Raw genomic sequence first — 25,993 nt, forward strand, 5'->3', positions numbered from 1 at the left:
TACTTACATACCTTAGGTTCACCCTCAAGAGACCTTTTTGTGTCTACGGTTTTGTCTACGGATAAGTCCCTTTACCCGTAGGACGCTCTAACTCTCTTTCTGAGCTAAATTCACCGAAAATCTTTAAGACACTCATCAATTGAATCGGATAATGAGTAACCCCCCTTCACCCTGGGCTTTATAGATTTGTACCAATCATCAACAGGGCTGCTTTTCTGACTTAAAGGCATGCCACGATACATTAGCAATGGATTTACTTGCACTAGGCTCAATTGCTTAGGAAGCCGTGTTTTAACGTTGCGCAAGAAATTGAATCTGGTCAACTCAAGCTTAGCTTTTCTATAGGCGTCTCCAACGTATGCCGTCAGGTCACTAATGTTTACCAAACAGTAATTTCTTCCTAATACATTATCTTGTAGATAAGTAAGGTATTTGCGCGCAGCTTTGCTAAGGTTCTCAGTCAAAGCATAGGACATGCGATCGACAGTTAACTCCATATGTTGATAGGTTTTAAAATAGAGCCTGACATGGTCTTCCTGAGAAAGAGACCATATTGGATGGGACTGTCTAAAGTTGACTACTTCGTCCTTTAAATTGCATGGTCTAACATCTAGAACCAAACCAGTATTAATTGAGTAGGTTACTAGTTGTTCATTTGCTTCATTATCTAGACAAACTTGTGATGCGATATCTGGCTCTCCTTCCTGCTTGAGACATTCAACGATCTTACGCTGCATAGAATGGTTATATCTTCCCCAAGATCGTTCTTCATATGGAAATGTTGGTTCTGCAACTTCAAAAACGGAAGCATCTAGTCTACAAGTCAATTTTTTATCCCCTTTAGTATCTAATTGAAAGAAACTAGAAAGTCAGGTTTCATGCGGGTTGCAATGATTTAAGTGTTCCATATAGAGAACACTTACGAGCTAACTTTCTATCGTTAGGGGAACTTAAGAATCTGAATTTCAATCTACTTGCTCATTAGTGCTTACGATTTTGATAGGGTGAAGGGGGGTTACTCATTATCCGATTCAATTGATGAGTGTCTTAAAGATTTTCGGTGAATTTAGCTCAGAAAGAGAGTTAGAGCGTCCTACGGGTAAAGGGACTTATCCGTAGACAAAACCGTAGACACAAAAAGGTCTCTTGAGGGTGAACCTAAGGTATGTAAGTATATGTTTTGCAAGGAAAGATGGTGTACTTGGGCAGTCTCTAAGTCCGACCATCGGTACCATTCAATAGGTACAAAGAGAGCATCTAGAGAAAACACGACCTTGAGTCGTGTTTTTTTATGCCTAAAATTACTAAGAAAACCTTCCCAGTTACCAAATACTTTATCTAACCCCTAAATATAGAATCACTCAGTGACAGAGTGATGACATATGATCCTTCCCTAGGTATTCTTACTCAATTGTTAACCAGACAGTCAGACAGCGACTGTTCTTTCAGCCACCAAGAGAAAGCGATTTAATGGCAGATGCGCTCTTAAAGATTAATGGCCTGACGAAGGCATACCCGGGTGTTGTCGCCAATAACAATGTCTCTTTCGAAATCAAAAAGGGCGAAGTTCATGCCCTTTTAGGTGAGAACGGTGCCGGTAAAAGCACACTGGTTAAGATGATCTACGGCCTGGTTAAACCTGACTCTGGCCAAATGACACTCAACAACTCCGACTACTCGCCAGTGTCGCCCAACGCGGCTCGCTCATCAGGTGTTGCGATGGTGTTTCAGCACTTCTCCCTTTTCGATGCATTAACCGTTGCTGAAAACATTGCACTGGGCATGGATGACGCACCCAAGCCACGTGAGCTATCCAAAAGTATTGAGCTCGTCTCACATGCCTATGGATTACCGCTTGAGCCAAACCGTATTGTAGGGACCCTGTCGGCGGGTGAACGTCAACGCGTTGAGATTATTCGCTGCTTGTTACAAAACCCTGAGCTTTTGATTATGGATGAACCCACGTCGGTTCTGACTCCCCAAGAGGTCGAGATCCTATTCAAAACTTTGCGCCAGCTTAAAGAGGAAGGTACCTCCATTCTTTACATTTCACACAAGCTTGAAGAGATTCGTGCTCTGTGTGATGAAGCGACCGTACTTCGGCATGGTGAGAAGGTCGCAACCTGTGTGCCGTCAAAAACCACGGCTCGCGAGATGGCGGAGATGATGGTGGGTGCCAGTTTTGCAAACCCGGTTAAATCCAGCCGAAATATTGGTGAAACCATACTCTCTGTTAAAGCCCTCTCTTCGTCCTCACAAGATCAATTTGGCACTTCACTTAAATCGATCAATATCGACCTTAAAGCCGGTGAGATACTGGGTATTGGCGGAGTTGCTGGTAATGGTCAGGATGAACTCCTTTCGGCACTCTCTGGCGAACTTAAAACGAACGCAAATGCCATTCAATTTAATGGCGAACCCATCGGTGAGCTAGGCCCTATCAAACGTCGTCAGCTAGGTCTTCTGAGTGCACCCGAAGAGCGACTAGGCCATGCAGCCGCTCCTGCCATGTCACTGAAAGAGAATACTGTGATTACTGCAGCTCGCCGTATGGGGCTTTTGAAAAGTGGTTTTGTGAACTGGTCTAGCGCCAATGACTATGCCGAAGAGGTTATTGAAGACTTTGACGTGCGCACCCCTGGCACTCACACTCCAGCCGGCTCTTTATCAGGCGGTAACTTACAAAAATTTGTCGTGGGCCGTGAGGTTCTGCAAAAGCCTGAGGTGCTCGTTATTAACCAACCTACTTGGGGAGTCGATGCGGCTGCAGCGGCTTCTATACGGCAAAAACTATTGGACCTTGCTGATAATGGTGCGGGTGTCGTAGTGATCAGCCAAGATTTGGATGAACTGTTAGAGATCAGTGATCACTTCTGTGCGCTAAATGAGGGCTCACTCTCTGAAATCGTTCCCACTGCAGGGTTAGGTATGGATCAAATAGGTTTGATGATGGGCGGATCAACTGCCTCTTTTGAGGAGAGTGCACAGTGATACGTTTTGAAAAACGGTTAGCGCCGTCACGAACAACCACCATCCTGACTCCAATTATCGCAGTCATCCTTACCATGATTGCTGGCGGAATTATGTTTGCAGCCTTGGGGAAAGATCCGTTTGAAGCTATCCGCATCATCTTTTGGGATCCACTCTTTGATGAGAACTTCGCCTCCTACTCACGACCACAACTACTGGTTAAAGCAGGCCCACTCATTCTTATTGCTATTGGACTGTCGGTCGGTTTTAAAGCGGGCATCTGGAATATCGGTGCTGAGGGTCAGTACATTATGGGGGCTATTTTTGGTGCCGCTGCTGCACTGGCCGTCTACCCTGCTGAATCACCCTTTATTTTCCCAACCATGATTATTGCTGGCGCTTTCGGCGGATGGCTCTGGGCTATGATCCCTGCAGTTCTTAGAACCAAATTTAAAACAAATGAGATTCTCGTCTCGTTAATGCTGGTCTACGTTGCTGAATCAATTCTAGCTTCCGTAGCGCAAGGCCTATTAAAGAACCCTGACGGATACGGATTCCCGGGGTCACGCAACCTGCAACAGTACCCAAGTGCGTTCAATGGTGAAGTGATTGCCAATTCCGGCATGCACTGGGGCGTCATCAGTGCATTTATTGCGGTGATCTTTACCTACGTCATGATGACTCGTCACATTCGCGGATTTGAAGTTCGTCTAATGGGTGAAGCACCTAAAGCAGCCCAATTTGCCGGTGTCTCTACGACACGTCTAATTGTCTTCTGTCTTGGTTTCTCTGGAGCCTTGGCGGGTCTAGCAGGAATGTTTGAAGTGGCAGGCCCAGCAGGCCAAATCACCATCGACTTCAACTCTGGATACGGCTTTACAGCCATCATCGTTGCCTTCTTAGGACGACTTCACCCAGTGGGTATTCTGTTAGCTGGTCTATTAATGGCACTGACTTACATCGGCGGTGAATTAGCACAGTTGATGTTGGGACTTCCCGGCGCCTCCATCCGGCTATTCCAAGGTATGTTGCTTCTATTCTTGCTGGCGACGGATATGTTTACCAACTACCGAATTCGATTGGGAGCGGCTCAATAATGGATCTTTCAGGAATCAGCCCCGTCCTTTTGATCGCCTCTTTAATGGTATCAGCCACTCCGATCTTGCTGGCTGCCATTGGTGAGACCGTCGTAGAAAAGTCCGGCGTGCTTAACCTAGGTGTTGAAGGCATGATGATTGTCGGTGCGGTGGTCGGTTTTATAACGGCCGTTAATACGACTAGTCCTGCACTGGGGTTTGTAACGGCGGCTATTGCCGGTGCGTTGCTATCGACTATCTTCGCAACCTTGGTGCTCTTCTTTAAATCGAACCAAGTGGCGACTGGCTTGGGGTTAACCTTAGTCGGCTTAGGTATCTCTGCGCTGTTGGGTAAACCTTATGAAGGGATCAAGTCACCCACCCTTCAAGCCTTCGAGATTCCCGTTCTATCAGACATCCCTGTATTGGGGCCTATGCTGTTCTCACACGATCCAATGGTCTATATCTCTATTCTGATCGTGGCAGCCGTTTGGTTTGTTCTTAAGTACACGCGCATCGGTTTGGTACTTCGCGCAGTAGGTGAAAATCACGATGCTGCTCACGCCCTGGGCTATAAGGTTATCCGTATCCGCTTCATGGCGATCATGTTCGGTGGTGCTTGTGCTGGCTTGGGCGGTGCATACATCAGTCTGGTTCGTGTCCCACAGTGGACCGAGGGTATGACAGCGGGTGCGGGTTGGATCGCACTGGCAATTGTTGTATTCGCCAGCTGGAAGCCTTGGCGAGCACTATTGGGCGCTTATCTATTTGGTGGCATCACCGTGCTGCAGCTTAATCTGCAAGCAGCTGGTGTCGCAATTCCAGTTGAGTACTTGTCTATGTCACCGTTTTTGATAACAATTCTCGTACTGGTCATTATTTCGGCAAAAGGGAATCACGGGGCACCCGCCTCCCTTGGCCGCCTGTTCCACGCCTCAAACTGAGGTTAAAAAACTCACTAGGGAGACCCTATGAAACTTAAATCAATCCTTACTACTGCGGCTGCGGCGATCACGCTTAGCTCTGCAGCAATCGCAGCCGACGTTAAAGTTGGTTTCGTCTACGTTGGCCCTGTGGGTGACGGTGGTTGGACTTACGAGCACAACCAAGGCCGCCTAGCGGTTGAGAAGCACTTCGGTGATCGCGTTGAAACGATCTACCAAGAGAGCGTTCCAGAAGGTGCTGACTCTGAGCGTGTTATGACTCAGATGGCTCTTCAAGGCGCTGATCTGATCTTCACAACCTCTTTCGGTTACATGGATCCAACCATCAACGTTGCTAAGAAGTTCCCTAAAGTGAAGTTCGAGCACGCGACTGGCTACAAGCAAGCAGACAACGTATCTGTCTACTCTGCTCGTTTCTATGAAGGCCGTGCAGTTCAGGGTCACATCGCGGGTAAAATGACTAAAACCAACAAAGTTGGTTACATCGGTTCATTCCCAATCCCAGAAGTTATCCGTGGCATTAACTCGGCTTACATCCACGCTAAGAAAGCGAATCCAAATGTCGAGTTCAACGTTGTTTGGGCTTACACTTGGTTCGATCCAGCTAAAGAAGCAGATGCAGCTAAAGCTCTAATCGAGCAAGGCGCTGACGTTATCCTTCAGCACACTGACTCAACTGCACCACAGGCTGCTGCACAGGAAGCGGGCAACGTAATCACTTTCGGTCAGGCATCTGACATGGCTGAATACGGTCCAATGCCACGCGTTTCATCGATCATCGATAACTGGGCACCATACTACATCGCACGTACTCAAGCAGTTCTAGACGGTACTTGGGAATCAGTAAACACTTGGGACGGTATCGGCGCTGGCATGGTTGGCATCGGCGAGATCTCGTCTGCAGTACCTGCAGACGTGAAAGCTGAAGCAATCGCACTACGTGATGCACTAGCTTCTGGCGAATACCACGCATTCACTGGCCCAATCAACAAGCAAGACGGTTCTGCTTGGTTGGCTGAAGGTGAAACAGCGGATGATGGTACTCTTGCAGGCATGAACTTCTACGTAGAAGGCCTAAAAGGTTCTATCCCACAATAAGCTGAAATTGCTTTGAAAGAGCCCTGGTAACTGAGTTGCCGGGGCTTTTTTATGGGCAACTATTTGAAGTTGTCTGGGCATCAATTTGAGTGGAAAGTGTGTTTAAATAAGACTTAGTTCAAACAATGTGATGATTATGGAATTAGATCTAACACCATTTAACAACGCTCTTAAGAAGCTAATAGAAGGATTGGAGCGTTATCAGCTTGATACCTCAGACGATCAAGTCCGTGACGGTTTAATTCAACGCTTTGAATTCACGTACGAACTCGCACATAAGATGATTCGCCGGTACCTTGTTGAGAGTTCCGCCAACAGTGACAGTATTAATGAACTCAGTTTTCAGGGTTTAATTCGCACGGCTTCTGATAAGAAATTAATTAAAGGCAACTGGTCAGATTGGAGCACTTATCGAGAGATGAGGGGTAAAACTAGCCATACTTATGACGAAAGCGTTGCCATCCAAGTAGTGGAAGGAATTCCAGCATTTATTGATGAAGCTGTTCACCTGCAAAAGATATTAACGAACAAATGCCAGAACTCAATCTAGATCATTTACGGATCAGTGAGCACGAATTAGAAACGGTAAGAGGCATCCTTGAATCGGAAGTCTCTGGCATTTCAGTCATAGCATTTGGCTCCAGAGTAACTGGAAAATCTCGACCCTACTCAGATCTAGATTTAGCTATTATGACTGAGACCCCTCTTGGCTTGAGCAAAATTGCTTCGATCAAAGACGCATTTGATCGGTGTGACCTAGTTTGGCCGGTAGACGTTGTAGACTGGTCTACAACCTCTGAACGATTTAGAAAAATCATAAAAGATTCATACGTTCGAGTTCAGTGAAGTTCAAACAAAAAAGGCCACCCTACGGTAGCCATTTTTATTTGGTGGAGCCTAGGAGGATCGAACTCCTGACCTCTTCGCTGCCAGCGAAGCGCTCTCCCAGCTGAGCTAAGGCCCCATTAGAGCAAGCAGGATATTAATCAAACCGAACAGCCCTTGCAACTGATAATCTCTCAAGAGTGCGAGAGTGATAATAATTTTCATTCTGAAATAAATTCACAATATGAAATATTCACTATTTGAAAAACTTACTGCATCATGAAAAATACACTAAGTTGATGACAATATTATTGAGAAGCCCAAAATGAGTGAAACTTCCGGATCAAAAATACAGGTAATCGATCGTGCTGTTCAAATCTTAGAAGCACTGGCCCGCTACTCAAAACCGGTTAAGTTAAAGATCCTTAGTGCAGAAACGGGACTTCACCCATCAACTGTTCACCGTATTTTGCACTCTCTAAGCGACAATAAATTCGTTGAAGCGAGCGGTAATGGTGAATATCGCCTTGGCCAAAAACTGATCCAACTAACAAGCGGCTTGCACTCAGAGGTCGATATTCGAGCCGTTGCCCTGCCCCACATGGAAGCACTGCGTGATAGGACCGGCGAAACGGTGAACCTGACATTGCGCGAGGGCGATGTCGTTATCTATTTCGAGAAAGCGACGCCTAATCGTATGATGCACGTTAACCAACTGATCGGCAGCCGTGCACCACTGCATGTCACAGCAGTTGGAAAACTGATGCTGGGCCTGGGTGGCGACTCAAGTATCGATGGTTATGCAAAACGCACCAACCTTCCTGCGTACACTCGCAACACACTTAGCGACATCGACTCCCTTAAAAAAGTCTGTCACGAATCGGTTCATCGAGGCTATTCACTAGACGATGAAGAGGCCGAAATTGGCGTGGGTTGTATTGGCGTGCTGATTTACGATCGTAACGGAAAGGTGGCTGCAGGACTCTCTGTGTCAGCCCCCATTGAACGACGTAAAGAGGAGTGGATAGCTGACCTAAAGGCAACGGGAGAGCGAATTTCTGAGCAGTTGGGGTTTAGATCTTAGTTGAGCACCAGACAGGCATTTAAACCTGTCTGGTTTTCTCATTAAACGATCGAGCGAAACTCTTTCTCCCAAGCCTTCGTCTGCTTCTTGGACGGGCCACCGACGATGTCCAACGCATGACGCAAGCGAGCACGGCTCATATCCGGACCCAGAATCGACATTGAATCTACGACAGAGACAGACTGTGACGTACCTGCAATCGCAACAAACAGAGGGAATAGGAAGTCACGGATCTTAATCTCCATCGCATCACTCAAGCCTTTCAGGCTATTAAAGAGTGAGTCACGATCCCATTCGCGCTGCTGATCAAGATGCCATACTGCAAATTGCAGAATACGACGAACATCTTCCTCTTGAAGCGACTTATGAGCAAAGCTCTCTAAGGTGATTGGCATCATGCCCGACAGGAAGAAACTCGCTAAAGGTGCCACATCAGAGAACTTCTCAACACGTGGTTGGATCAGTGGAATAATCTGCATCAGATACTCTGGATTAAGTGCCCACTTCTGGAACTCAGCGGCAAATGCAGCAGGATCCAACTCTTCACGAATCCATAGGCCGTTCAACCAACTCAGCTTCTCCTGATCGAAAACAGGACCACCGAGTGATACACGCTGGATATCGAAGTTTTCGAACATCTGATCACGAGTGAACTTCTCAGACTCGTCTGGCATCGACCAACCCATACGGCCAAGGTAGTTCAACAATGCTTCTGGTAGGTAACCCATGCGTTTGTAGAACAGGATCGAAGTTGGGTTCTTGCGCTTGGAGAGCTTTGACTTATCAGGGTTACGCAACAACGGCATGTGGCAAAGCTGAGGCATATCCCAGCCAAAGTACTGGTATAGCAACTTGTGCTTAGGCGCCGAGTTAATCCACTCCTCACCACGAATCACGTGCGTGATCTCCATTAAGTGATCATCAACTACGTTCGCTAAATGATAGGTTGGCATGCCATCAGATTTCAGAAGAATCTGCGCGTCTACTAAAGCCCAGTCAAGCTCAATGGTACCGCGAAGCATGTCATCAACTTCACACACACCGTCAACAGGCACCTTCATACGAACAACGAATGGCGCACCCGCAGCCTGACGTTTCTCAACCTCATCAGCAGGTAGAGCCAAATCACACTCTTTAAGCGCACGATTTATGCCCTGCTCTTTTAGAGATGCACGTAGCTGATCAAGCTCCTCTCCGGTACGGTAACAGATGAAGGCATTACCCTCTTCAACAAGACGCATCGCAAAGTCTTTGTAGGCATCTTTTCGCTCAGACTGACGGTAAGGACCGTGCGGACCACCCACATCTGGACCCTCATCCCATTCCAAACCTAACCAGCGCATAGAGTCGAGGATTGCCTGCTCAGACTCAGGCGTTGAACGAGTCTGATCGGTATCTTCGATTCGCAGAATAAATTGGCCGCCATGCTGGCGAGCAAAGGCAAGGTTAAACAGTGCGATGTAGGCAGTACCTACGTGTGGATCGCCTGTTGGAGATGGAGCAACACGTGTACGAACGGTCATAAACTTAATAGATCCGAAAATTAATAATGGCGTGAATTATAAAGAACTGTTGTCTGATCTTAAACCGACATTTCAGCTCTTCGCGGCCTCTTCAAACTGCGCGATGGCTGCTTCCGTCATCTCATCACTCAATAGATCATTCAGCAAGGCACCCGGAATCGTAAAGCAACGATGACCGAGCGTGACCAAATGCTCGAACTGATCGATCGAGCGCAGGCTTGCGACTAGGATCTTTGTGTTCTGACAGGCAGCGCGCAAGCCTGTAAAAATAGCGTCCACATCACGATTGGATTCCGCCAATCGGGCGTAATAGGGAGCAGCATAGGCAGCGCCTAGGCGCTCTGCTGCAGCTCCTAAATGGACTGAGTAGACACCCGTAATGGTCGTACGCTCAGGCACGGCCAATTGGGTTGCCAGAACAAAGCCTCTTTCATTGGCTGGGATTTTAACGAGGGTGTTATCACTGATCGATAGAATCTGTTCTGCCATCGCTTCCCAATCGTCACCGAAAACCTGAAGTTGCAGGTGATCAAAGCCTAGATCCATCGCTTGATCAAGCAGCGCTTTATAAGTGTCGATTGAGCAGTGCAGACCGGCTCTTTGAATCAGAAGTGGATTGGTCGTGACGGCCGAGAATAGACCCGTTGGTGATACTCTCTTCCAATCTTTTACGTCAGCACTATCAAGCAACCATTCCATGAGGTTAAAATCCACTTATAAAACTAAAGTTTGACATTATAGAGCGTTATAACGCTCTACTTAAGGAGTTTTGATGTTTTTGTGTTGCGGCGATGCCTTGTATGACGTTTTCCCTGGCGATTCTGCCTCTACTGGTCAGGTGACATTAAATGCGACGGTGGGTGGATCCCCCCTGAATGTCGCTATCGGCCTAGCACGCATGGGCAACCCTACCGGTTATTTAACCGCAAACTCCAACGATCCATTGGGTCAAAAATTGGCGGGGCACCTTGCTGCTAACGGCGTAGAGACTAAGTTCTTAGCCAGTAGCGATCTCAACACGTCACTGGCGATGATCGCTCTCAACGAAAATGGCCACCCTGCCTACTCTTTTTACATCGATGGTTGTGCAGATGTCTCTTTAACTCAAGAACAGTGCCCAGATCCCTCTCAGTTTACAGCCATCTCGTTAGGCTCCTACAGCACGGTTGTTGAACCGGGTGCAAGCACACTGGAGTGGTTTGCCAGTGAGGCACGAAACGCGGGTGCGTTGATTGCCTATGACCCCAATGTACGCCCAAGCATTCAACCAGACCCCGCTGTATGGCAGGCCAAGGTTGATCGTTTAGGCAAAATCGCTCACGTAATGAAGATGTCCGATGAGGATATCGAGTTCCTGTTACCTGGCAGTTCAATCGAAGATTACGCCAAAGCTTGTTTAGCACTTGGCCCACGCTGGGTGTTTGTTACTCAGGGTGGTGACGGAGCGCATGCTTTTGGAGCCAAAGGAGAGTACTTCCACTCACCGGCACCAAAGATTACCGTTAAAGATACCGTTGGGGCAGGTGATACCTTCCAGGCTGGATTAATTCACGAAATATTCCAACAAGGTGGCCCTGATAATCTGGATAACCTTGATGCGGCAAAACTGATAAAATTTGCAGCCCATGCTGCGGCAGTAACCTGTGAGCGAAATGGTGGTGATTTGCCAATGCTTGCCGATATTTCAGCGCGTTTTGGTGATTTGAGTTAACCGATGTTGGAGCGGTCTTGAAAAGGCCGCGATTCTTGCAAGTCTGATCGCCTCATCTTCGATAAGGCTCCAACAGATACAGTGTAATTAGAGAGTAGGGTCAGACCGAAGGTCAGACCTTGGTGTGTTTAATGACTACAACAAGCTTCTCCCGCAAATTTTCAGTCGCTCCCATGATGGATTGGACGACGCGTGATTGTCGTTTCTTTCATCGCCTGATGTCTCGCCATACTTTGCTGTATACCGAAATGGTGACGACGGGTGCACTGATTCATAACGACCCTGCTCGCTGGTTGGACTATAACGCCGAGGAACACCCGCTTGCTCTGCAGCTTGGAGGTAGTAATCCTGAGGATCTCGCTAAGTGCACAAAGTTTGCCGAAGAGTGGGGTTACGATGAGGTGAACCTTAATGTGGGCTGCCCGTCGGATCGTGTCCAGAACAATATGATCGGTGCCTGCTTAATGGCACACCCTCAATTAGTTAAAGAGTGTTTGGGCGAGATGCAGGCAGCGGTATCAATCCCAGTGACCGTTAAACACCGTTTAGGCATAGATGATCTCGACAGCTACGAGCTGCTAGAGCAGTTTGTTGAGACGGTTGCTGAAAGCGGTATCAACAGCTTCACCATCCACGCTCGTAAAGCCATTCTGGATGGCTTAAGCCCTAAACAGAACCGCGAAGTACCACCGCTTATCTACGACAATGTCTATAAGATCAAACAGCGGTTTCCAGAGTTAGAGGTTGTGATCAACGGTGGCATCAAAACACTGGATGAGTGCGAAGAGCACCTGCAGCATGTTGATGGGGTGATGATTGGGCGTGAAGCTTACCAAAACCCCTACCCGCTTCTGAGCCAAGTAGACACTAGACTCTTTGGTGAAACTGGCACACCGCCTGCAAGAATCGAAGTGGCAGAACAGTTCATCCCTTACATTGAACGCGCCATGGCCAATGGCTATTCACTCTATGGTGTGGTGAAACATTTGCTAGGCCTTTTCCATGGCGAGCGCGGTGGTAAACAATTTAGACGCCATCTCAGTGAAAACGGACATAAACGCGAAGCGGGTGTTGAAACCTTCCGCGAAGCTCTTAAATTTGTAACAGAGTAACGATACTCTAAGTCGATTAGCTACAAGGACGAGATAGATGAATCAACTAGACCAACTTAAATCCATGACCACCGTCGTTGCCGACACTGGTGACATTGATGCTATTCGACAGTTCACGCCACAGGATGCGACCACCAACCCCTCACTGCTTCTAAAAGCGAGTGAAGATCCTAAGTACGCTCACCTGCTAGAACAGTCGATCAACTGGGCTAAAGTACAGGGCGGAAGTGACAGTGAGCAGCTGGCTAACATGACCGACCACCTTGCGGTTTTGATAGGCAGTGAGATCACTAAAATTGTACCGGGCTATATCTCTACAGAGGTTGATGCACGCTTCTCGTTCGATACTCAAGCGACACTTAAAAAGGCCTACCGTCTGATTGAGCTTTATGAAGCGCAGGGCATTAGCAAAGACCGTGTGCTAATTAAGATTGCTTCAACTTGGGAAGGCATCCAAGCCGCTCGTGAACTCGAGAAGAACGGCATCCGTTGTAACCTGACGCTGTTATTCGGATTTGCTCAGGCACAGGCTTGTGCCGATGCTGGTGCTTACCTGATTTCACCTTTTGTCGGTCGTATTTTGGACTGGTACAAAAAGCAGACTCCTGACGCTGATTTCACTGGTGATAATGACCCTGGCGTGCAGTCAGTGACGCGTATCTACAACTACTACAAAGCGAATGGCTACGACACCGTTGTCATGGGCGCCAGCTTCCGTAATACCGGCGAGATCATCTCTTTAGCGGGTTGTGATCGTCTCACCATTGGTCCAAGCCTACTTGAAGAGCTAGCTGCTGCGACAGGTTCTATCGAACAGCGTCTCGTTGCAGCGAATGCTAGCAGCCAGGATGCCAAAGTGGGCCCAACCGAATCAGCGTTCCGTTGGGGCATGAACGAAGACGCTATGGCGACTGAAAAGCTGTCAGAGGGTATTCGTAACTTCGCGATCGATCAGGTTAAGTTAGAGAAGCTGTTGGCTTCAAAAGCCTAAGGGTTGGAGCAGTCTTGCAAAGGCCGCGATTTCTGTAAGATCTAATCGCTTCATCTTCGATAAAGCTCCAACAACTCCCCAATGTTGGAGCGGTCTTTGTAAGGCCGCGATTACCTTTAGTCCTAATCGCCTCATCTTCGATAAGGCTCCAACAGCTCTCCAATGTTGGAGCGGTCTTTCAAAGGCCGCGATGATATTTTAGGCTACTCTGAAATTGGCTTCATCAACCTCTCTGAGCGCCAAACTCTGACGACTGTAATCCAATTTTCTGTGATTCGATAAACGACTCGATATGGAGGACGGATGAGCTCCCTCAGTGTATCGACTTGGAACTCAGGAACAACTCGCCCCATTTTAGGGTTTTCTAACACCAACTCCATTGCGTGAATAAGATCACCCACTATCTCTTCGCCTCTCACCTCTAAACCTTCAGATTTGAAGTGTTCCAATATCTCTTTTAGATCCGTTCGAGCTGAGTGAGTGAATTTGATCTGCACGATTTAGATCCCGAGATCCGCTTTAAGCTCATCGAGGGTTAGAGTTTTCTCCTGCTTTTCTTCCAACAAACCTTTAGCGACGGCTTTAACAAACTCTAACTGATCACTCTGCTCTTCAAACTCAGCTAAGCTTTGAATAACAGCAACACCACGACCGCGACTGGTTAACAGAACAGGACGTTTAGCTGTTTGTGTATGTGTGACCACTTTTCCTGGATTAACCTTTAAATCCTTCAGCGGGACGATATCTTCTGAGAAACGCATTAAGAAACCTTTTAGCTGGACCTGTTAATAGAACCTTTATACTAGACATTAGTTTTTGATTCTGCAAATCGCTGGAGGGGCTTGCTAATGCCAGGATCACTTTAGATCTAATCGCTTCATCTGCGATAAAGCTCCAACAACCACCTGTTGGAGCGGTCTTATAAAGGCCGCGATTTATTTTATTAGATTTTCTATCGCCTCATCTTCGATAAGGCTCCAACGTAGTCGTAGATAGACTCAAAAGTTGGGGGCGATTAAACTGAGTGCATGAAATTAAATGCAGATTTAGGCGAACGCGTTAACGGTAAACTGCTTGGCATGGATGCTGAGCTTATGCCGCTGCTTGATCAGGCTAATATCGCTTGCGGCGTGCATGCTGGCGATCTGAAGACCATGCGCGACACCCTGCGACTCGCAAAAGAGTACGGCGTCGAAGTAGGCGCACACCCCTCCTACCCTGACTCTGAAAACTTTGGTCGCACCTCTATGACTCTGCCTAGGGAAGAGTTGATTGAGGTGATCACCCATCAGGTCGATACCCTCAGTCAGATAGCTGAAGAGGAGCAATACCCGATTCACTACGTGAAGCCACACGGTGCACTTTATAACGATATGATGGCTGATAGTGAGCTGTTTGATACTGTTTTGGATGCTATCAAGCGCTGCTCAAAACCACTCAAACTGATGCTATTAGCCAACGACAAACACACTGAGTTTTCGGCTTTGGCCGATCGTAAAAAGGTTGAACTGATCTTTGAAGCCTTTGCCGATCGCGCTTACACTGACCAAGGTCAGTTGGTCTCCAGAGGCCAAGCCCATGCGGTCCATGCGGCGTCTGATGCAATTAATCAAGTGCTTCGATTAGTTGAGGAAGGGGTTATCCTGTCTGAAAACAGCCACCCTTTAATATTCCCTGTCGAATCAATCTGCGTGCATGGTGATAATCCAGAGGCGCTTAAGGTTGTGCAACAGATTCGAGCGCTAATCTAATGGCACAGTGGCGATTTGAGACCGCCTCAGAGTGCGCCATCATGATCTACTTTGATGGTGAGCTGAGTGTTTCATTAAATGAGTCTGTTGGGCAGCTCAACTCACTACTTATAGAGCGACTAGCGCCTATTCTTATCGATTTGGTTCCATCCTATAGCTCTATTTTGCTGAGCTATGATGTCTGTAAAATAAGTGAGTCCGAGCTCAAACAGGCTCTAATCCTTCTGCAACAGGAGCCTTTAGAAGCCGGTCAATCGATTAACCCATCATTGGTCCACCTACCGGTCTGGTACTCTGAAGAGGTCGGTCAGGATCTAGAGCGTGTGGCACAACAGTCCCGCCTGGAAGTTGATCAGGTGATTAAGATCCACAGCGGTACTGACTACCGAGCCTTTGCACTGGGGTTTGCTCCTGGGTTTGCTTATCTAGGCGAAGTAGACCAACGCATCGCAACTCCAAGACTGGAAACGCCAAGAGTCTCTGTACCTGCTGGGTCTGTTGCCATCGCCGATCAACAGACGGCTGTCTACCCTGCTGCGTCACCGGGTGGCTGGAATATTATTGGTCAATGTCCGGTTGAGCTGTTTAATCCAACTCAAGCACCCTACTCTCTGATTCAGCCTGCCGATCGGGTTCGATTTGTCTCCGTCAATCAGGATACATTTGAGCGGATCAAACAGTGCCCAGAACACTGGTCTCTGTCGGAGGGCAGTTATGTCTAGCTGGACGATCACTAAGGTACTTGGTCAGGTTGCGATTCAAGATAACGGACGAACCGGATTTGCTCATTTAGGGATAACCGAATCAGGCGCGGCCGATAAGTGGGCGATGCGCTGCGCCAATGCACTGGTGGGTAATGCGGAATCTGAACCAGTTTTAGAGATCACGCTAGGTGGTTTTGCGTTTACCAGTGGTTGTGACGTCAGTCTGGCCGTCACCGGTGCAAAAGCGCCTCTGCTTCTTAACGACACTCCAGTAGACCAGTATCAGACCATTAAACTGCACAAAGGTGATCGGTTTGAAATCAAACCCGCTTCACAAGGGGCTCGCCTCTATTTAGCGGCATCGGGTGGGTTTGATACAGAGAGACTGTTTGGCAGCGCCTCGACCTGCACCCGAGAAGGCTTAGGCTATGCTTTATCAGTCGGTGATAATCTAACGCTATTAATTCCAACCATCACTGATTCGGTGGCTCTTTCAGTCGATCAAATTCCACAGTTTAAACGCTCGATTCGATTGGGCTTAGTGAAAGGGTTACAGAGCCACCTTTATGACTGGCAGGCTTTTAATCGTTTTTTCCAAACGCGTTTTGAAGTCTCTCCACTGACGGATCGAATGGGTTGTCGATTGATAGCCGACACCCCTATCAAGCCACCTATCGGTGGTATTCGATCAGAAGGTATCAATCTAGGCGCCGTTCAAATACCGGCCGATGGCCACCCCATCATTATGCTCAATGATCACCAAACGATCGGGGGATATATGAAGATCGGCTCGATCTGCCGAGCCGATCTAGCACTTCTAGCCCAAGCCACACCTGGGACCGAGGTTTTCTTCTACCCGATCTCTGTCGAGCATGCACAGCATCGCCTTAGACATCAGCTAAAACGCGTTCCTAAGCTGGTTTAACTGTTGGAGCCTTATCGTAGATGAGGCGATTGGAACTTTAACCGAGAACTTCGCGGCCTATTCTAGACCGCTCCAACTAGGGAACGGGACGAACTGTTGGAGCCTTATCGCAGATGAGGCGATTTGGACTTAAATCGAGAGCTTCGCGGCCTTTGCAAGACTGCTATAACTGGGGAGCGGGTTTAACTGTTGGAGCCTTATCGTAGATGAGGCGATGGGACTTAAATCTGGAGCATTCGCGGCCTTTGTAAGACCGCTCCTACGGTGGAGCAGGCGTTATTTTTGGCACTCTAGGACTTCGACTAGGCCTTTGAATTCGTCTCGGTTTTTGTCGTTTAGGTCGATGAGAATGCGGTGGGCTTCGATGATTTTAGCGCGCACGGCTTCGTCGGACTCTTGAACGAATGGCACTTCGGTTAGATCTTTCTTACTGGTGGGCAGCTCTTCTAGAAGCAGGAAGATGTGATCGAATCCCATGGCGTATAGGATTTTGGTGATGTCTGGGTTGGTTGATACGATGGTTGGACGGGGCATATCACATTTGGCGCTTTTAACGGCCAGCTTTGCGATCAGTCCAAGAGAGGTGCTGTCGATATTGGTGGTCTCGGTCAGATCGATCAATGTATGAGTGACATCATCTCGACTGAGCATTGAGCGCAGGTGTTGATCTATTGTTGAGCAGAGCGTCAGACGCACATCACCAATAAATTTAACCACATAGTGGCCATCTTGAAAGGCGAACAACAAGCCGCCATCTGTCGTTAACATCGACGTGAAACCATCATTATTGCAACATCATCAGGCAACTCCGCCTCTTCATCTACGACCCGTTTTAACAAAGTCTCTGGAGAGGGCTGTTCAGCCTGACACAACCGGAGCAGATTCTGCTCTTTCTCTTCGAGTTTGTCACCCTTTATGATCTCTAAAATACCGTCCGAAAAGAGGTAGATTGAGAAGTCAGAAGCCAATTCGCAGCTGTGCTCTTCATAGAGCGGCTCTTCAAACAGCCCCACTGGCATTCCCCGCCCTTCTAAGTAGTGCGCTTTATCGCCCTGCACTAACACCATAGAGGGGTGATGCCCACCTATACTATAGGTCAGTTTTGCGGCTTTGGTATCAACCACACCAATCAACATCGTCATGTGCTTACCAAAACTGGTCAGTAGAATCTCTTTATTGAAGTGCTCTAACAGCTGTTGTGGATTCTCCAACCGATCACTTTCGCCTTTAAAGTAGGCTCGTTGTAGGCGATTGGTCATGTTTTTCAGTAGTACTGTCACCAGTGCGGACGAGGCTCCGTGTCCTGACACATCAGCCAAATAGAATAGATACTGATCGTTTTTCAGCGGAATCAGATCGATAAAGTCACCGCTCAACAGAAGTGAGGGTCGCAACAGATATTCGCAGCTAAGCGATTCATCAAGCGATTGATGAGTAGGCGGCAGCAGTCGCTGCTGAATTTGCGCAGCCGCATCCTGATCGGCTTTTAGCTCTTCTAAACTCTGGCTCAGTGAATCTCTTAAGTAGCGCGCCGATTCAATCGCGATGGCACGGTCTAGTTGGCGATCTAATGAGCGCACCAGACTTAACGGGTCATTGCGCACTTCATCAAGACTGAACACACCATCGGCCCCATTACGAAGGGCTCGCACGAGCGTGTTTTGTTCAAGCTGAGAGATAAATGCGATGGTCGGTTTTGGACTGACTCGTTGCGCTAATTCACTGAGTTGCTGAGTTTCAGGAAAGGAGTGGAAATCGAAAAAGAGAAGCGAGGTAGAGTGGTGTTCTAGATAATCTTCGACGGCATCGAGTGTCGCGCAGGTGGCCAATCTAAGACCATCCACCTGGCTCAATTCACAAAGATCAAAAATAGCATCTATGGTCTCGGTATCCGAGGAGTAGATTAAAATTCGAGTCTCTTGTGAATCCATCGCAGGTTTCGTCAAACAAGTAGCAACATATTAAGTACCGAGACTACTCCTGCGAAGGTGTGAAGTAAACTGCTGTTAGAAGTCGTCTGCGTTGTACTCTACACGACCATCATTGACTTCGAATTCACGCTTCTGCAGGTAGGCATCTCGAATGAACGTGTAACGATCACCCGTAACAACCCCTTCACGATCAAGCAACGACGCACGCTTATCAACCACTTTCAGCGCTTTTAAGCCGTAGCGTAGCTCATCAGACTCAACCTGGTTCAGTGGGTCTAGGTACATATCGGGAATAATACCTACCCCATCACGAACAGTGGAAGGTCCAAACAGAGGCAGAACAAGGTAAGGGCCTGATTCAACACCCCATGCACCTAAGGTTTGTCCAAAGTCTTCATCGTTTTTAGGAATATCCATGGCTGATGCCACATCAAACAGACCACCAATACCGATGGTGGTGTTGATGAGAACGCGCGATAGATCCTGGGTTGCTTCAACGGGTTTAAGCTGAAGAACGTTATTAAAGAAGGTGACCACATCACGCAGATTATCAAAGAAGTTACTGACGCCCTGCTCGGCCACATCTGGCATGATAAAACGGTAACCTTGAGCAACCGGCTTAAGAATGGCGCGATCTAGGGATTCATTAAAGTTGAAGACACCACGGTTAAAGCCTTCCCAAGGGTCATTTAACTCCGAATCTTGAGCCACTGCTGTGACCGAATTGAGTGACAGACTCAGTACAAAAAGAGCCAACAACTTATTTAAAACGTTCATTAAAAACTACCTAATTATCCGTTAGCGCCTAACCAATGATTTATGAAGTATAGGCCAAGAATTCTTTAATGGATCTATTATCCAGAAACTTCTGTGAACCTCTGCTTAAGACGCTTCTCAGAAATTTTAAATTCTGTGCCAAGCTCTTGAGCAAACAGTGAGACTCGGTACTCTTCGATCCACCACTTAAAGTCGATCAACTCGCTACCCACTTCGCCAGTATCACGCGCTTTGGCAACGGCTGCTTCATACTGTTGTTGCCATTTAACCAGCTCATCCGACCACAAAACCTGCTGGCGTAGGGTTCTTTGGTACTTATCTAATCGCACTTCAATCGCTTTGAGGTAGCGCGGTAGATGTGCCAGCCACTGCGGTGGCGTCTCGGTGAGGTAGGTTTTATCAATCAATCGATCAAGTTGCGCACGAATGTCATTCAGTACCGGTACCGTCTCTAATGAGACCTTACCGTTCAACGTCTTCGATATGCGATGCACGCGTTGATGAAGTTCTATGACAAAGGCTGCAATAGTTTTGGCCTGTTCATGCAGATCGGCTCTCACCCGATCTCGCGTCTGGCTAAACTCCGACTCACTGGTAGGAAGATTGTCCTGATCGATCAGGCTCAGTGCCGCGGCCATAATGATCTGCTCTTGCAGGAAGCGTTCATTATATTTTTTACCCGCCTGCAGAATCGCTTGCGCCAAATTAGGCAGGCTTTTACGAATATCTTTAACCTGAGTTTGCAGAGATATCAGCACCAAACGTGCCACACCTCGATGTGACTGGCGTTGTGCATCCAAGGGCTGGCTCAATAAGGTCAGCTCGACATTCTCACCCTTATCGATCAGTGCAGGGTAGGCTTCCACTTCGATACCGCCAGCATGTTTAACGGTTTTCTGTTTATCGAGTTTGCCAAAACTCCACTCCGTTAACTCTGTCTCACCCCAACTCTGTTTAGGTGCTTGCTGAATCGCTGTCTGTGCCGCATCACCGAGCTTACGTTGTAGCTCGGACCAATCACGCCCCTGCCCTAATAGGTTACCCTGCTCATCGATTACGCGAATATTGGCTTGATGAATCGGCTCAAGCTGCACACTTTTCAGCTGATCCACCTGAACACGGTGCCCAGTCAGACGCAGCAGTTGCAGTGACACCGCCTCAAACAGATCGCCATCACCAAATGCCAGCTTCTCCATTAACTCGGTGACGTAGTTAGGGATCGGCACAAACTGTTTACGCTCAGCCTTAGGCAGGCCACGTAGCAACGCCTCAAGCTTGGCGGCCAACATACCCGGTACCAGCCAGGCTAGACGTTCGGTACTGAGTCTGGGCAGCAGTGGCAGAGGGCAATCAATACTCAAGCCATCATCGACCGCACCTAACTCAAATTTGTAGCTCAGTTTTAAAGGCGCACCCTCGATCAACAATACTTCTGGGTACTGTTCATCTCGAACATGATCTGCCGAGCGTTGCAGCACATCCTGCTCGGTCAAAAAGAGCAGCTTAGGGGAGGCCTGTTCTGCTTTTTTGCGCCAAGATTCAAACCCAGCTCCGTTGACGATATCTGATCCCGCGTGTTGATCCAGACGCTCTAAGTAGAACTGAAACAGTGTCTCTTCATCGACCAACAGATCGCGTCGGCGCGACTTATCCTCAAGCGCGGCAACGGACTCTAAAAGATCTCGATTGTGTTGGAAAAACGGCGCCTTAGTCTGATATTCACCCTCGACCAGTGCACTTCGAATGAAAATTTCATGGGAGACTTCGCGATCGATCGGACCATAGTGCACCTTACGTTTAGGCACAATAACTAGGCCGTAAAGTCTGACCTGCTCACTGGCCACTACCTGAGCACGTTTTTTCTCCCAATGCGGCTCTAAGTAGCTACGTTTGATGAGGTGCTTAGCCAAGGGCTCAACCCACTCTGGGTTAATCTCGGCAAGGGTATGAGCAAACAGCTGACTGGTCTCAATCATCTCTGCAGCGACCACCCACTTCGGTGCCTGCTTAAATACGCCTGAGCCAGGGAATATTTTAAAGCGGCGGTTACGCGCACCAAGATACTCACCACGCTCCTGCTTGAAACCGAGGTGTCCCAAGAAACCCGAGATAATTGCTCGATGAACCTGATCGTAACTGGCCGGTTCACTGTTCTCTTTCAGATCAAGCGACTTGATGCTCAGATGCAGCTGTCGATGCAGATCTCGCCACTCTCGCATTCTTAGGTAGCTAAGGTAGTGTTTAGTACACCACTTGCGCAGTTGATTCTGGCTCAGCTCAAGGCGTTGCTCCTCAAAGGCATTCCACAAATTAATCAGAGTGATGAAATCGGACTTCTCGTCATGGAACAACTTGTGTTTTTCATCGGCTGCTTGGCGCTTATTCTGCGGACGCTCGCGAGGGTCTTGGACACTCAGTGCACTGGTAACGATCAATATCTCACGCAGTGAGTGCTGACGACCCGCTTCAACAATAATACGTGCAATCCTTGGGTCGACAGGCAAGCGCGCCAGCTGTTTACCCAAATTGGTGATTGAACGCTTTGCATCGACCGCTTGCAGTTCTTCAAGCAGTTTATAACCATCATTGATGAAGCGTTTATCGGGTGGATCGATAAAGGGAAAACGATCAATATCACCCAATCGAAGTTGCAGCATCTGCAGAATAACGGAGGCGAGATTGGTTCTACGAATTTCCGCATCGGTGAACTCAGGACGAGAGAGAAAATCCTCTTCCGAGTAGAGTCGAATGCAGGTGCCGGGAGCTACTCGCCCACAGCGACCTGCACGCTGGTTGGCGCTCGCTTGTGACACTGGCTCAATCGGTAAGCGCTGTACCTTAGATCGATAACTGTAGCGCGACATGCGAACCAGACCGGGGTCAATGACATAACGAATCCCCGGCACTGTCACGGAGGTCTCTGCCACGTTGGTGGCTAAGACGATACGACGCCCTGCTGAGCGACCCGAGGTAAAGACCTTGTTCTGTTCCGCTAACGACAGCCTTGCATAGAGCGGCATAATCTCGACATCTCTGAGATCAGCCCTGCGCAATTTCTCTGCACTCTCTCGAATCTCTCGTTCACCCGGTAAAAAGATCAGAATGTCGCCAGGCATACCACTCGGTTTAGCTCTGTCGATGGCAATGAGTTCATCGACAGCGTTGAGAATGCCCTGCTGAATATCACCACTCGCCTCATCATCCTCATCCGTGGATTCGTTCAATGGGCGGTAGAGTGTCTCTACCGGGAAGGTTCTTCCGGAGACCTCTATCACAGGTGCATCACCAAAGTGTTTCGAGAAACGCTGCACATCGATGGTTGCAGAGGTAATGATCAACTTAAGATCGGGGCGTTTAGGCAAAATTCGTTTGAAGTAGCCCAATAAGAAGTCGATATTGAGGCTGCGCTCATGCGCCTCATCGATGATGATGACTTCGTATTTGTTCAGGTATCGATCGTGCTGAGTTTCGGCCAGAAGGATACCGTCCGTCATCAGTTTAATCTGAGTCTCTTCGCCAATCTGATCGTGGAATCGAACTTGATAACCGACTCTAGAGCCCAGTTCAGTTTTCAACTCTTCAGCAATGCGACTGGCAACCGTGCGCGCGGCTAATCGTCGTGGCTGTGTATGTCCAATCAACCCTTTACAGCCTAACCCCAACTCTAGGCAGAGTTTTGGCAACTGGGTCGTTTTACCGGACCCGGTTTCACCTGCGACCACCACCACTTGGTTATGCTGGATTGCATCGAGTATCTCTTGGCGTGCACCCGTCACCGGCAGGTCTGGGTAGTCGATCGGTAGCAGAGCTTTTTCGGTCTTCTGCGCCACTATCGCTTCCGATCGCTCTATGCGTTCAACCGCCTTTTGCAGTGCCGTTTCATCGATTTCTGCTGCCTCGGAGAGTCGTTCCAATGCACGACGAATAGGGTATTGGTCGCGTATTTGGCAACGCTCGAGGCGGTCAATAAACGGTTTTAATGTCGGATGCACAATGGGACTCATAATTTTTGATAGCCGCGAATTTTACCCAACTGGTAAAAAGGCTGCCAGAGAAGCGATTAAATAGTTGGTTTGGCCCAAGGGTTAGGGTTAATCAACCAGTCCCGATCGTAATACTCGACCGACAGAGCTATGGGGCAGAGCCCGTCTCAGCTCAATAAGATGTGGGACTTTATAGGCCGTTAAACGTTGACGACAGTAGTTACGGATCATTTTCTGCGTCAAACGACGGTTGTTGGTCACTACGAATAGACGGAGCTTGATTTCGCCATCCTCCTGATAACTGCCGAAGGCACAATCGGTGATGTCAGGGTGCTGGGAGATGAGCGCTTCGACTTCAGAGGGGTAAATCTTAAAGTTTCCAACCAGTGAGATGACATCAGACTGGCGTTCAATCATATGCAGTGAACCATCGGGGTCCACACGTCCTATATCACCTGTCCTAAACCAACCTTGCTCAAACTGGGTGTCAACTTGACCGGCATACCCCAACATCACTTGGGGGCCTCTAATGCAGATCTCTCCTGCACTGCCTTGAGGCAGTTCACTGCCAGACTCATCTTGAATACGTACCTCAGTCTCTTGCAGCGGTCGACCGACTGCGCCGGTCACGAACCTGCCACTCGAGTCCAGCGTCACAACGGGTGAACACTCGGTTAGGCCATAGCCCTGCGAGATAACGCAGTGAGTGATCGCTTGCCATTGATCACCAATGGCTTGATTGAGTGGTGCACCACCTGACAGAGTGCATTTGAGCATTGAGAAGTCGAGTTGAGGAAAGAGCGGATGCTGTACTAAGCCCATAAAGAGTGGAGCCACACCGGCAAACAGGGTCGGGCGAAAACGATCAAACAGCTCTGCAATGTGATTGATCTCTTTGACATCCGATGCCATCTCAACCACCCCACCCTGACACCAGGTCATTAAACAGATCATTGAGGGGTAGCTATGATAGATCGGCAAGGGCATCAGTAATCTTTGCGGGCCAGAGATACCGATATCTACAAGCCGATGATTTAACTGCCCAACATTACTGAGCAGGTTTCTGTGACTCAATTGCACCGCTTTTGCCTGCCCCGTGGTAGCGCTGGTCAGCTGTATCATTGCCACCTCATCCACCTCTGATCGTGCACTGAGCATCAAGGAGTCTGAGTGATAGACAATCGCTTCACGAAATTGAAAATCCGCCAAATTGGGTGAGCGTTTGCATATATGGCGCCAAAGTCGCTTAAGTGGAAACAGAAACCAATTTGAAAAGTCTTCAGGGGAGCAGCTTACAGTGGTTAGGCCATGGCCTCGACGGACTGCTAATTCGGCTAAGTTAGAGTGTGAGTGACAGGCAATCAGTGCCTTGGCTTGCGTCAGTTTCGCGACCCGCTCTAACTCGGTGATATCAGCGGAGGTTGTCAAACAGACTGGAACCAAACCGACACGCCAAAGCGACATTAACAGCACCGGGTAGTGAGCACCATTGGGCATCTGAACAATGACTCTATCCCCTGCTGAGAGGTTTAGAACCTCGACAAACCATTGTGACACGGCGCGGCAGTGACCATTCAGCTCAGAGAAGGATAGCTGTGTATTACCCTCCCGTACGGCAGGTGCATTGGCGTATTGGTTTGATAACCATTGAGGCAGTTGCGAAAGGCTGTTTATTGAGAGGGGCAATTGAGACATCTTATTCACTGCGATAGAAGCAGGTCTCTCCCTCTTTGAATACCCGAGCTTCACCTGACTGAATAGGCTGCCATACCTCGTTATCGGTCAGTGGCTCTGTCGCGATCACTGTGACGATATCGTTCTCCTGTGTCTCCCCTCTAAAATCGACCGTCAAATCACAATCTTTTAGCTGAGCGACACCAAAAGGCGCGCGCCGGGTAATCCAATGCAATTTAGTAGTGCAGTATGAGAAGAGCCAGTCGGAGTCACACAGCAGCATATTGAAAACCCCTAGCGCACGAAGCTTATGACAGCACTGGGTAATCAATTCAAACAGAGGTTCCGATTTTTGGGGAGGTTCTGGAAAGGCTAGTCGAACCTGATCCAACAACCAACAGAAGGCATACTCCGAATCGGTGGTACCCACTGGTTTGTAAAAGCGTAGAGGCCAATCAAAAATCACCGGATCCAACTGTCCGTTGTGGGCAAAGGTCCAGGTAAAACCCCAGAGTTCGCGACTGAATGGGTGGGTATTTTCTAGATTGACTGAACCTACATTGGCTTGGCGAATATGGCTGATGACGTTCTTGCTTTTGATCGGGTAGTGACAGACCAACTGAGCAATGGGTGAGTCGACACTGGGTTGCGGGTCATGAAAGGCTCGCTGAGCCTTTCCTTCGTAGAAACCGATACCCCATCCATCCTTGTGCGGTCCAGTACCACCGCCACGCTGCATCAAGCCGGCGAAACTGAAACAGATATCGGTGGGTACATTAGCGCTCATACCCATTAACTCACACATAGCGACTCCCTGTCTTTAAGCTAGTGGAAGTATAACTGATTAAACGACCGGGGGCTGACCTCTATTTTGGAGATTAACTAGATTGCGGATGACAGGCTAAAGCCAGTCA

24 protein-coding genes and 1 tRNA gene are annotated in these 25,993 nt (G+C 48.4%); 13 read left to right on the forward strand and 12 right to left on the reverse strand.

Annotated elements, in window-relative coordinates:
* Positions 1 to 110 precede the first annotated feature (110 nt).
* Positions 111 to 737, reverse strand: a complete 627-nt coding sequence (locus XMA152_RS10965; protein WP_173483624.1) for a hypothetical protein — start codon at positions 735 to 737, stop codon at positions 111 to 113.
* A 733-nt stretch (positions 738 to 1,470) separates the two neighbouring features.
* Here XMA152_RS10965 and XMA152_RS10970 point away from each other — a divergent pair.
* The 6 genes from XMA152_RS10970 to XMA152_RS10995 all read left to right on the forward strand — a co-directional run bounded on the left by XMA152_RS10970 (position 1,471) and on the right by XMA152_RS10995 (position 6,934).
* Entirely contained in the window at positions 1,471 to 2,991 is a 1,521-nt protein-coding gene (locus XMA152_RS10970; RefSeq protein WP_173483625.1) for an ABC transporter ATP-binding protein, read from the forward strand.
* Positions 2,988 to 4,067, forward strand: coding sequence for an ABC transporter permease (locus tag XMA152_RS10975; RefSeq protein ID WP_173483626.1), 1,080 nt, complete (start codon positions 2,988 to 2,990; stop codon positions 4,065 to 4,067). The genes XMA152_RS10970 and XMA152_RS10975 overlap by 4 nt, the downstream gene beginning before the upstream one ends.
* Positions 4,067 to 4,990: an ABC transporter permease gene (locus XMA152_RS10980; protein WP_173483627.1), complete on the forward strand. Its 924-nt coding sequence runs from the start codon at positions 4,067 to 4,069 to the stop codon at positions 4,988 to 4,990. Before XMA152_RS10975 ends, XMA152_RS10980 begins: the two co-directional genes overlap by 1 nt.
* Positions 4,991 to 5,017: 27 nt before the next feature.
* Positions 5,018 to 6,088: a BMP family ABC transporter substrate-binding protein gene (locus XMA152_RS10985; RefSeq protein WP_173480617.1), complete on the forward strand. Its 1,071-nt coding sequence runs from the start codon at positions 5,018 to 5,020 to the stop codon at positions 6,086 to 6,088.
* A gap of 136 nt (positions 6,089 to 6,224) precedes the next feature.
* The gene (locus XMA152_RS10990; protein ID WP_217361984.1) at positions 6,225 to 6,638 is read left to right on the forward strand and encodes a nucleotidyltransferase substrate binding protein; all 414 of its coding nucleotides are present in this window, start codon (positions 6,225 to 6,227) and stop codon (positions 6,636 to 6,638) included.
* Complete coding sequence (locus XMA152_RS10995; protein WP_173480616.1) at positions 6,620 to 6,934, forward strand: nucleotidyltransferase family protein; 315 nt, start codon at positions 6,620 to 6,622, stop codon at positions 6,932 to 6,934. The genes XMA152_RS10990 and XMA152_RS10995 overlap by 19 nt, the downstream gene beginning before the upstream one ends.
* A gap of 42 nt (positions 6,935 to 6,976) precedes the next feature.
* On the opposite strand, the gene XMA152_RS11000 is transcribed toward XMA152_RS10995, so the two are convergent.
* Positions 6,977 to 7,052: transfer RNA gene (locus XMA152_RS11000), tRNA-Ala, on the reverse strand.
* Positions 7,053 to 7,238: 186 nt separating this feature from the next.
* On the opposite strand from XMA152_RS11000, the gene XMA152_RS11005 reads away from it, so the two are divergent.
* Positions 7,239 to 7,997 (forward strand): IclR family transcriptional regulator, encoded by a 759-nt coding sequence (locus XMA152_RS11005; protein WP_173483628.1) that lies wholly within the window; start codon positions 7,239 to 7,241, stop codon positions 7,995 to 7,997.
* Positions 7,998 to 8,038: 41 nt separating this feature from the next.
* Here XMA152_RS11005 and gltX read toward each other — a convergent pair whose 3' ends face one another.
* Together gltX and XMA152_RS11015 are read right to left on the reverse strand one after the other, a co-directional pair.
* Complete coding sequence (gene gltX, locus XMA152_RS11010) at positions 8,039 to 9,520, reverse strand: glutamate--tRNA ligase (protein WP_173483629.1); 1,482 nt, start codon at positions 9,518 to 9,520, stop codon at positions 8,039 to 8,041.
* Positions 9,521 to 9,592: 72 nt separating this feature from the next.
* Positions 9,593 to 10,219: a transaldolase family protein gene (locus XMA152_RS11015; RefSeq protein WP_173480613.1), complete on the reverse strand. Its 627-nt coding sequence runs from the start codon at positions 10,217 to 10,219 to the stop codon at positions 9,593 to 9,595.
* 73 nt (positions 10,220 to 10,292) lie between these two features.
* Between XMA152_RS11015 and XMA152_RS11020 the strand changes: the two genes are divergently transcribed.
* The 3 genes from XMA152_RS11020 to tal all read left to right on the forward strand — a co-directional run bounded on the left by XMA152_RS11020 (position 10,293) and on the right by tal (position 13,334).
* Positions 10,293 to 11,231, forward strand: a complete 939-nt coding sequence (locus XMA152_RS11020) for a carbohydrate kinase (RefSeq protein WP_173480612.1) — start codon at positions 10,293 to 10,295, stop codon at positions 11,229 to 11,231.
* A 131-nt stretch (positions 11,232 to 11,362) separates the two neighbouring features.
* Positions 11,363 to 12,343: a tRNA dihydrouridine(20/20a) synthase DusA gene (gene dusA, locus XMA152_RS11025; RefSeq protein WP_173483630.1), complete on the forward strand. Its 981-nt coding sequence runs from the start codon at positions 11,363 to 11,365 to the stop codon at positions 12,341 to 12,343.
* Positions 12,344 to 12,380: 37 nt separating this feature from the next.
* The gene (gene tal, locus XMA152_RS11030; RefSeq protein ID WP_173480610.1) at positions 12,381 to 13,334 is read left to right on the forward strand and encodes a transaldolase; all 954 of its coding nucleotides are present in this window, start codon (positions 12,381 to 12,383) and stop codon (positions 13,332 to 13,334) included.
* A gap of 203 nt (positions 13,335 to 13,537) precedes the next feature.
* Here tal and XMA152_RS11035 read toward each other — a convergent pair whose 3' ends face one another.
* Together XMA152_RS11035 and XMA152_RS11040 are read right to left on the reverse strand one after the other, a co-directional pair.
* The gene (locus XMA152_RS11035) at positions 13,538 to 13,831 is read right to left on the reverse strand and encodes a type II toxin-antitoxin system RelE/ParE family toxin (RefSeq protein WP_173480609.1); all 294 of its coding nucleotides are present in this window, start codon (positions 13,829 to 13,831) and stop codon (positions 13,538 to 13,540) included.
* Positions 13,832 to 13,834: 3 nt separating this feature from the next.
* The gene (locus tag XMA152_RS11040; protein WP_173480608.1) at positions 13,835 to 14,095 is read right to left on the reverse strand and encodes a type II toxin-antitoxin system Phd/YefM family antitoxin; all 261 of its coding nucleotides are present in this window, start codon (positions 14,093 to 14,095) and stop codon (positions 13,835 to 13,837) included.
* Positions 14,096 to 14,362: 267 nt separating this feature from the next.
* Between XMA152_RS11040 and XMA152_RS11045 the strand changes: the two genes are divergently transcribed.
* From XMA152_RS11045 to XMA152_RS11055, 3 genes are read left to right on the forward strand one after another with little or no spacing between them, the layout of a single operon-like run.
* Complete coding sequence (locus XMA152_RS11045; protein ID WP_173480607.1) at positions 14,363 to 15,085, forward strand: 5-oxoprolinase subunit PxpA; 723 nt, start codon at positions 14,363 to 14,365, stop codon at positions 15,083 to 15,085.
* Positions 15,085 to 15,807: a 5-oxoprolinase subunit PxpB gene (pxpB, locus tag XMA152_RS11050; protein ID WP_173480606.1), complete on the forward strand. Its 723-nt coding sequence runs from the start codon at positions 15,085 to 15,087 to the stop codon at positions 15,805 to 15,807. The genes XMA152_RS11045 and pxpB overlap by 1 nt, the downstream gene beginning before the upstream one ends.
* Positions 15,800 to 16,714 carry a biotin-dependent carboxyltransferase family protein gene (locus tag XMA152_RS11055; RefSeq protein ID WP_173483631.1) on the forward strand — a complete coding sequence of 305 codons (915 nt, stop codon included), beginning with the start codon at positions 15,800 to 15,802 and terminating at the stop codon, positions 16,712 to 16,714. Before pxpB ends, XMA152_RS11055 begins: the two co-directional genes overlap by 8 nt.
* Positions 16,715 to 16,990: 276 nt before the next feature.
* On the opposite strand, the gene XMA152_RS11060 is transcribed toward XMA152_RS11055, so the two are convergent.
* From XMA152_RS11060 to XMA152_RS11085, 6 genes are all read right to left on the reverse strand, one after another.
* The gene (locus tag XMA152_RS11060) at positions 16,991 to 17,482 is read right to left on the reverse strand and encodes an STAS domain-containing protein (RefSeq protein ID WP_173480603.1); all 492 of its coding nucleotides are present in this window, start codon (positions 17,480 to 17,482) and stop codon (positions 16,991 to 16,993) included.
* On the reverse strand, positions 17,476 to 18,645 hold the full coding sequence (locus XMA152_RS11065) for a PP2C family protein-serine/threonine phosphatase (RefSeq protein WP_173480602.1): 1,170 nt from the start codon (positions 18,643 to 18,645) through the stop codon (positions 17,476 to 17,478). Before XMA152_RS11065 ends, XMA152_RS11060 begins: the two co-directional genes overlap by 7 nt.
* 75 nt (positions 18,646 to 18,720) lie before the next feature.
* Positions 18,721 to 19,422 carry a VacJ family lipoprotein gene (locus XMA152_RS11070; RefSeq protein WP_173480601.1) on the reverse strand — a complete coding sequence of 234 codons (702 nt, stop codon included), beginning with the start codon at positions 19,420 to 19,422 and terminating at the stop codon, positions 18,721 to 18,723.
* A 77-nt stretch (positions 19,423 to 19,499) separates the two neighbouring features.
* Positions 19,500 to 23,414 carry an ATP-dependent RNA helicase HrpA gene (gene hrpA / locus XMA152_RS11075; protein ID WP_371731411.1) on the reverse strand — a complete coding sequence of 1,305 codons (3,915 nt, stop codon included), beginning with the start codon at positions 23,412 to 23,414 and terminating at the stop codon, positions 19,500 to 19,502.
* Between the two features lie 99 nt (positions 23,415 to 23,513).
* The gene (locus XMA152_RS11080; RefSeq protein WP_173480599.1) at positions 23,514 to 25,100 is read right to left on the reverse strand and encodes an AMP-binding protein; all 1,587 of its coding nucleotides are present in this window, start codon (positions 25,098 to 25,100) and stop codon (positions 23,514 to 23,516) included.
* Position 25,101: 1 nt separating this feature from the next.
* The gene (locus XMA152_RS11085) at positions 25,102 to 25,884 is read right to left on the reverse strand and encodes a class II glutamine amidotransferase (protein ID WP_173480598.1); all 783 of its coding nucleotides are present in this window, start codon (positions 25,882 to 25,884) and stop codon (positions 25,102 to 25,104) included.
* Positions 25,885 to 25,993: the final 109 nt, after the last annotated feature.

Origin of the sequence: Marinobacterium sp. xm-a-152 (assembly GCF_013282965.1) — a bacterium.
Classification (GTDB): Bacteria; Pseudomonadota; Gammaproteobacteria; order Pseudomonadales; family Balneatricaceae; genus Marinobacterium_E.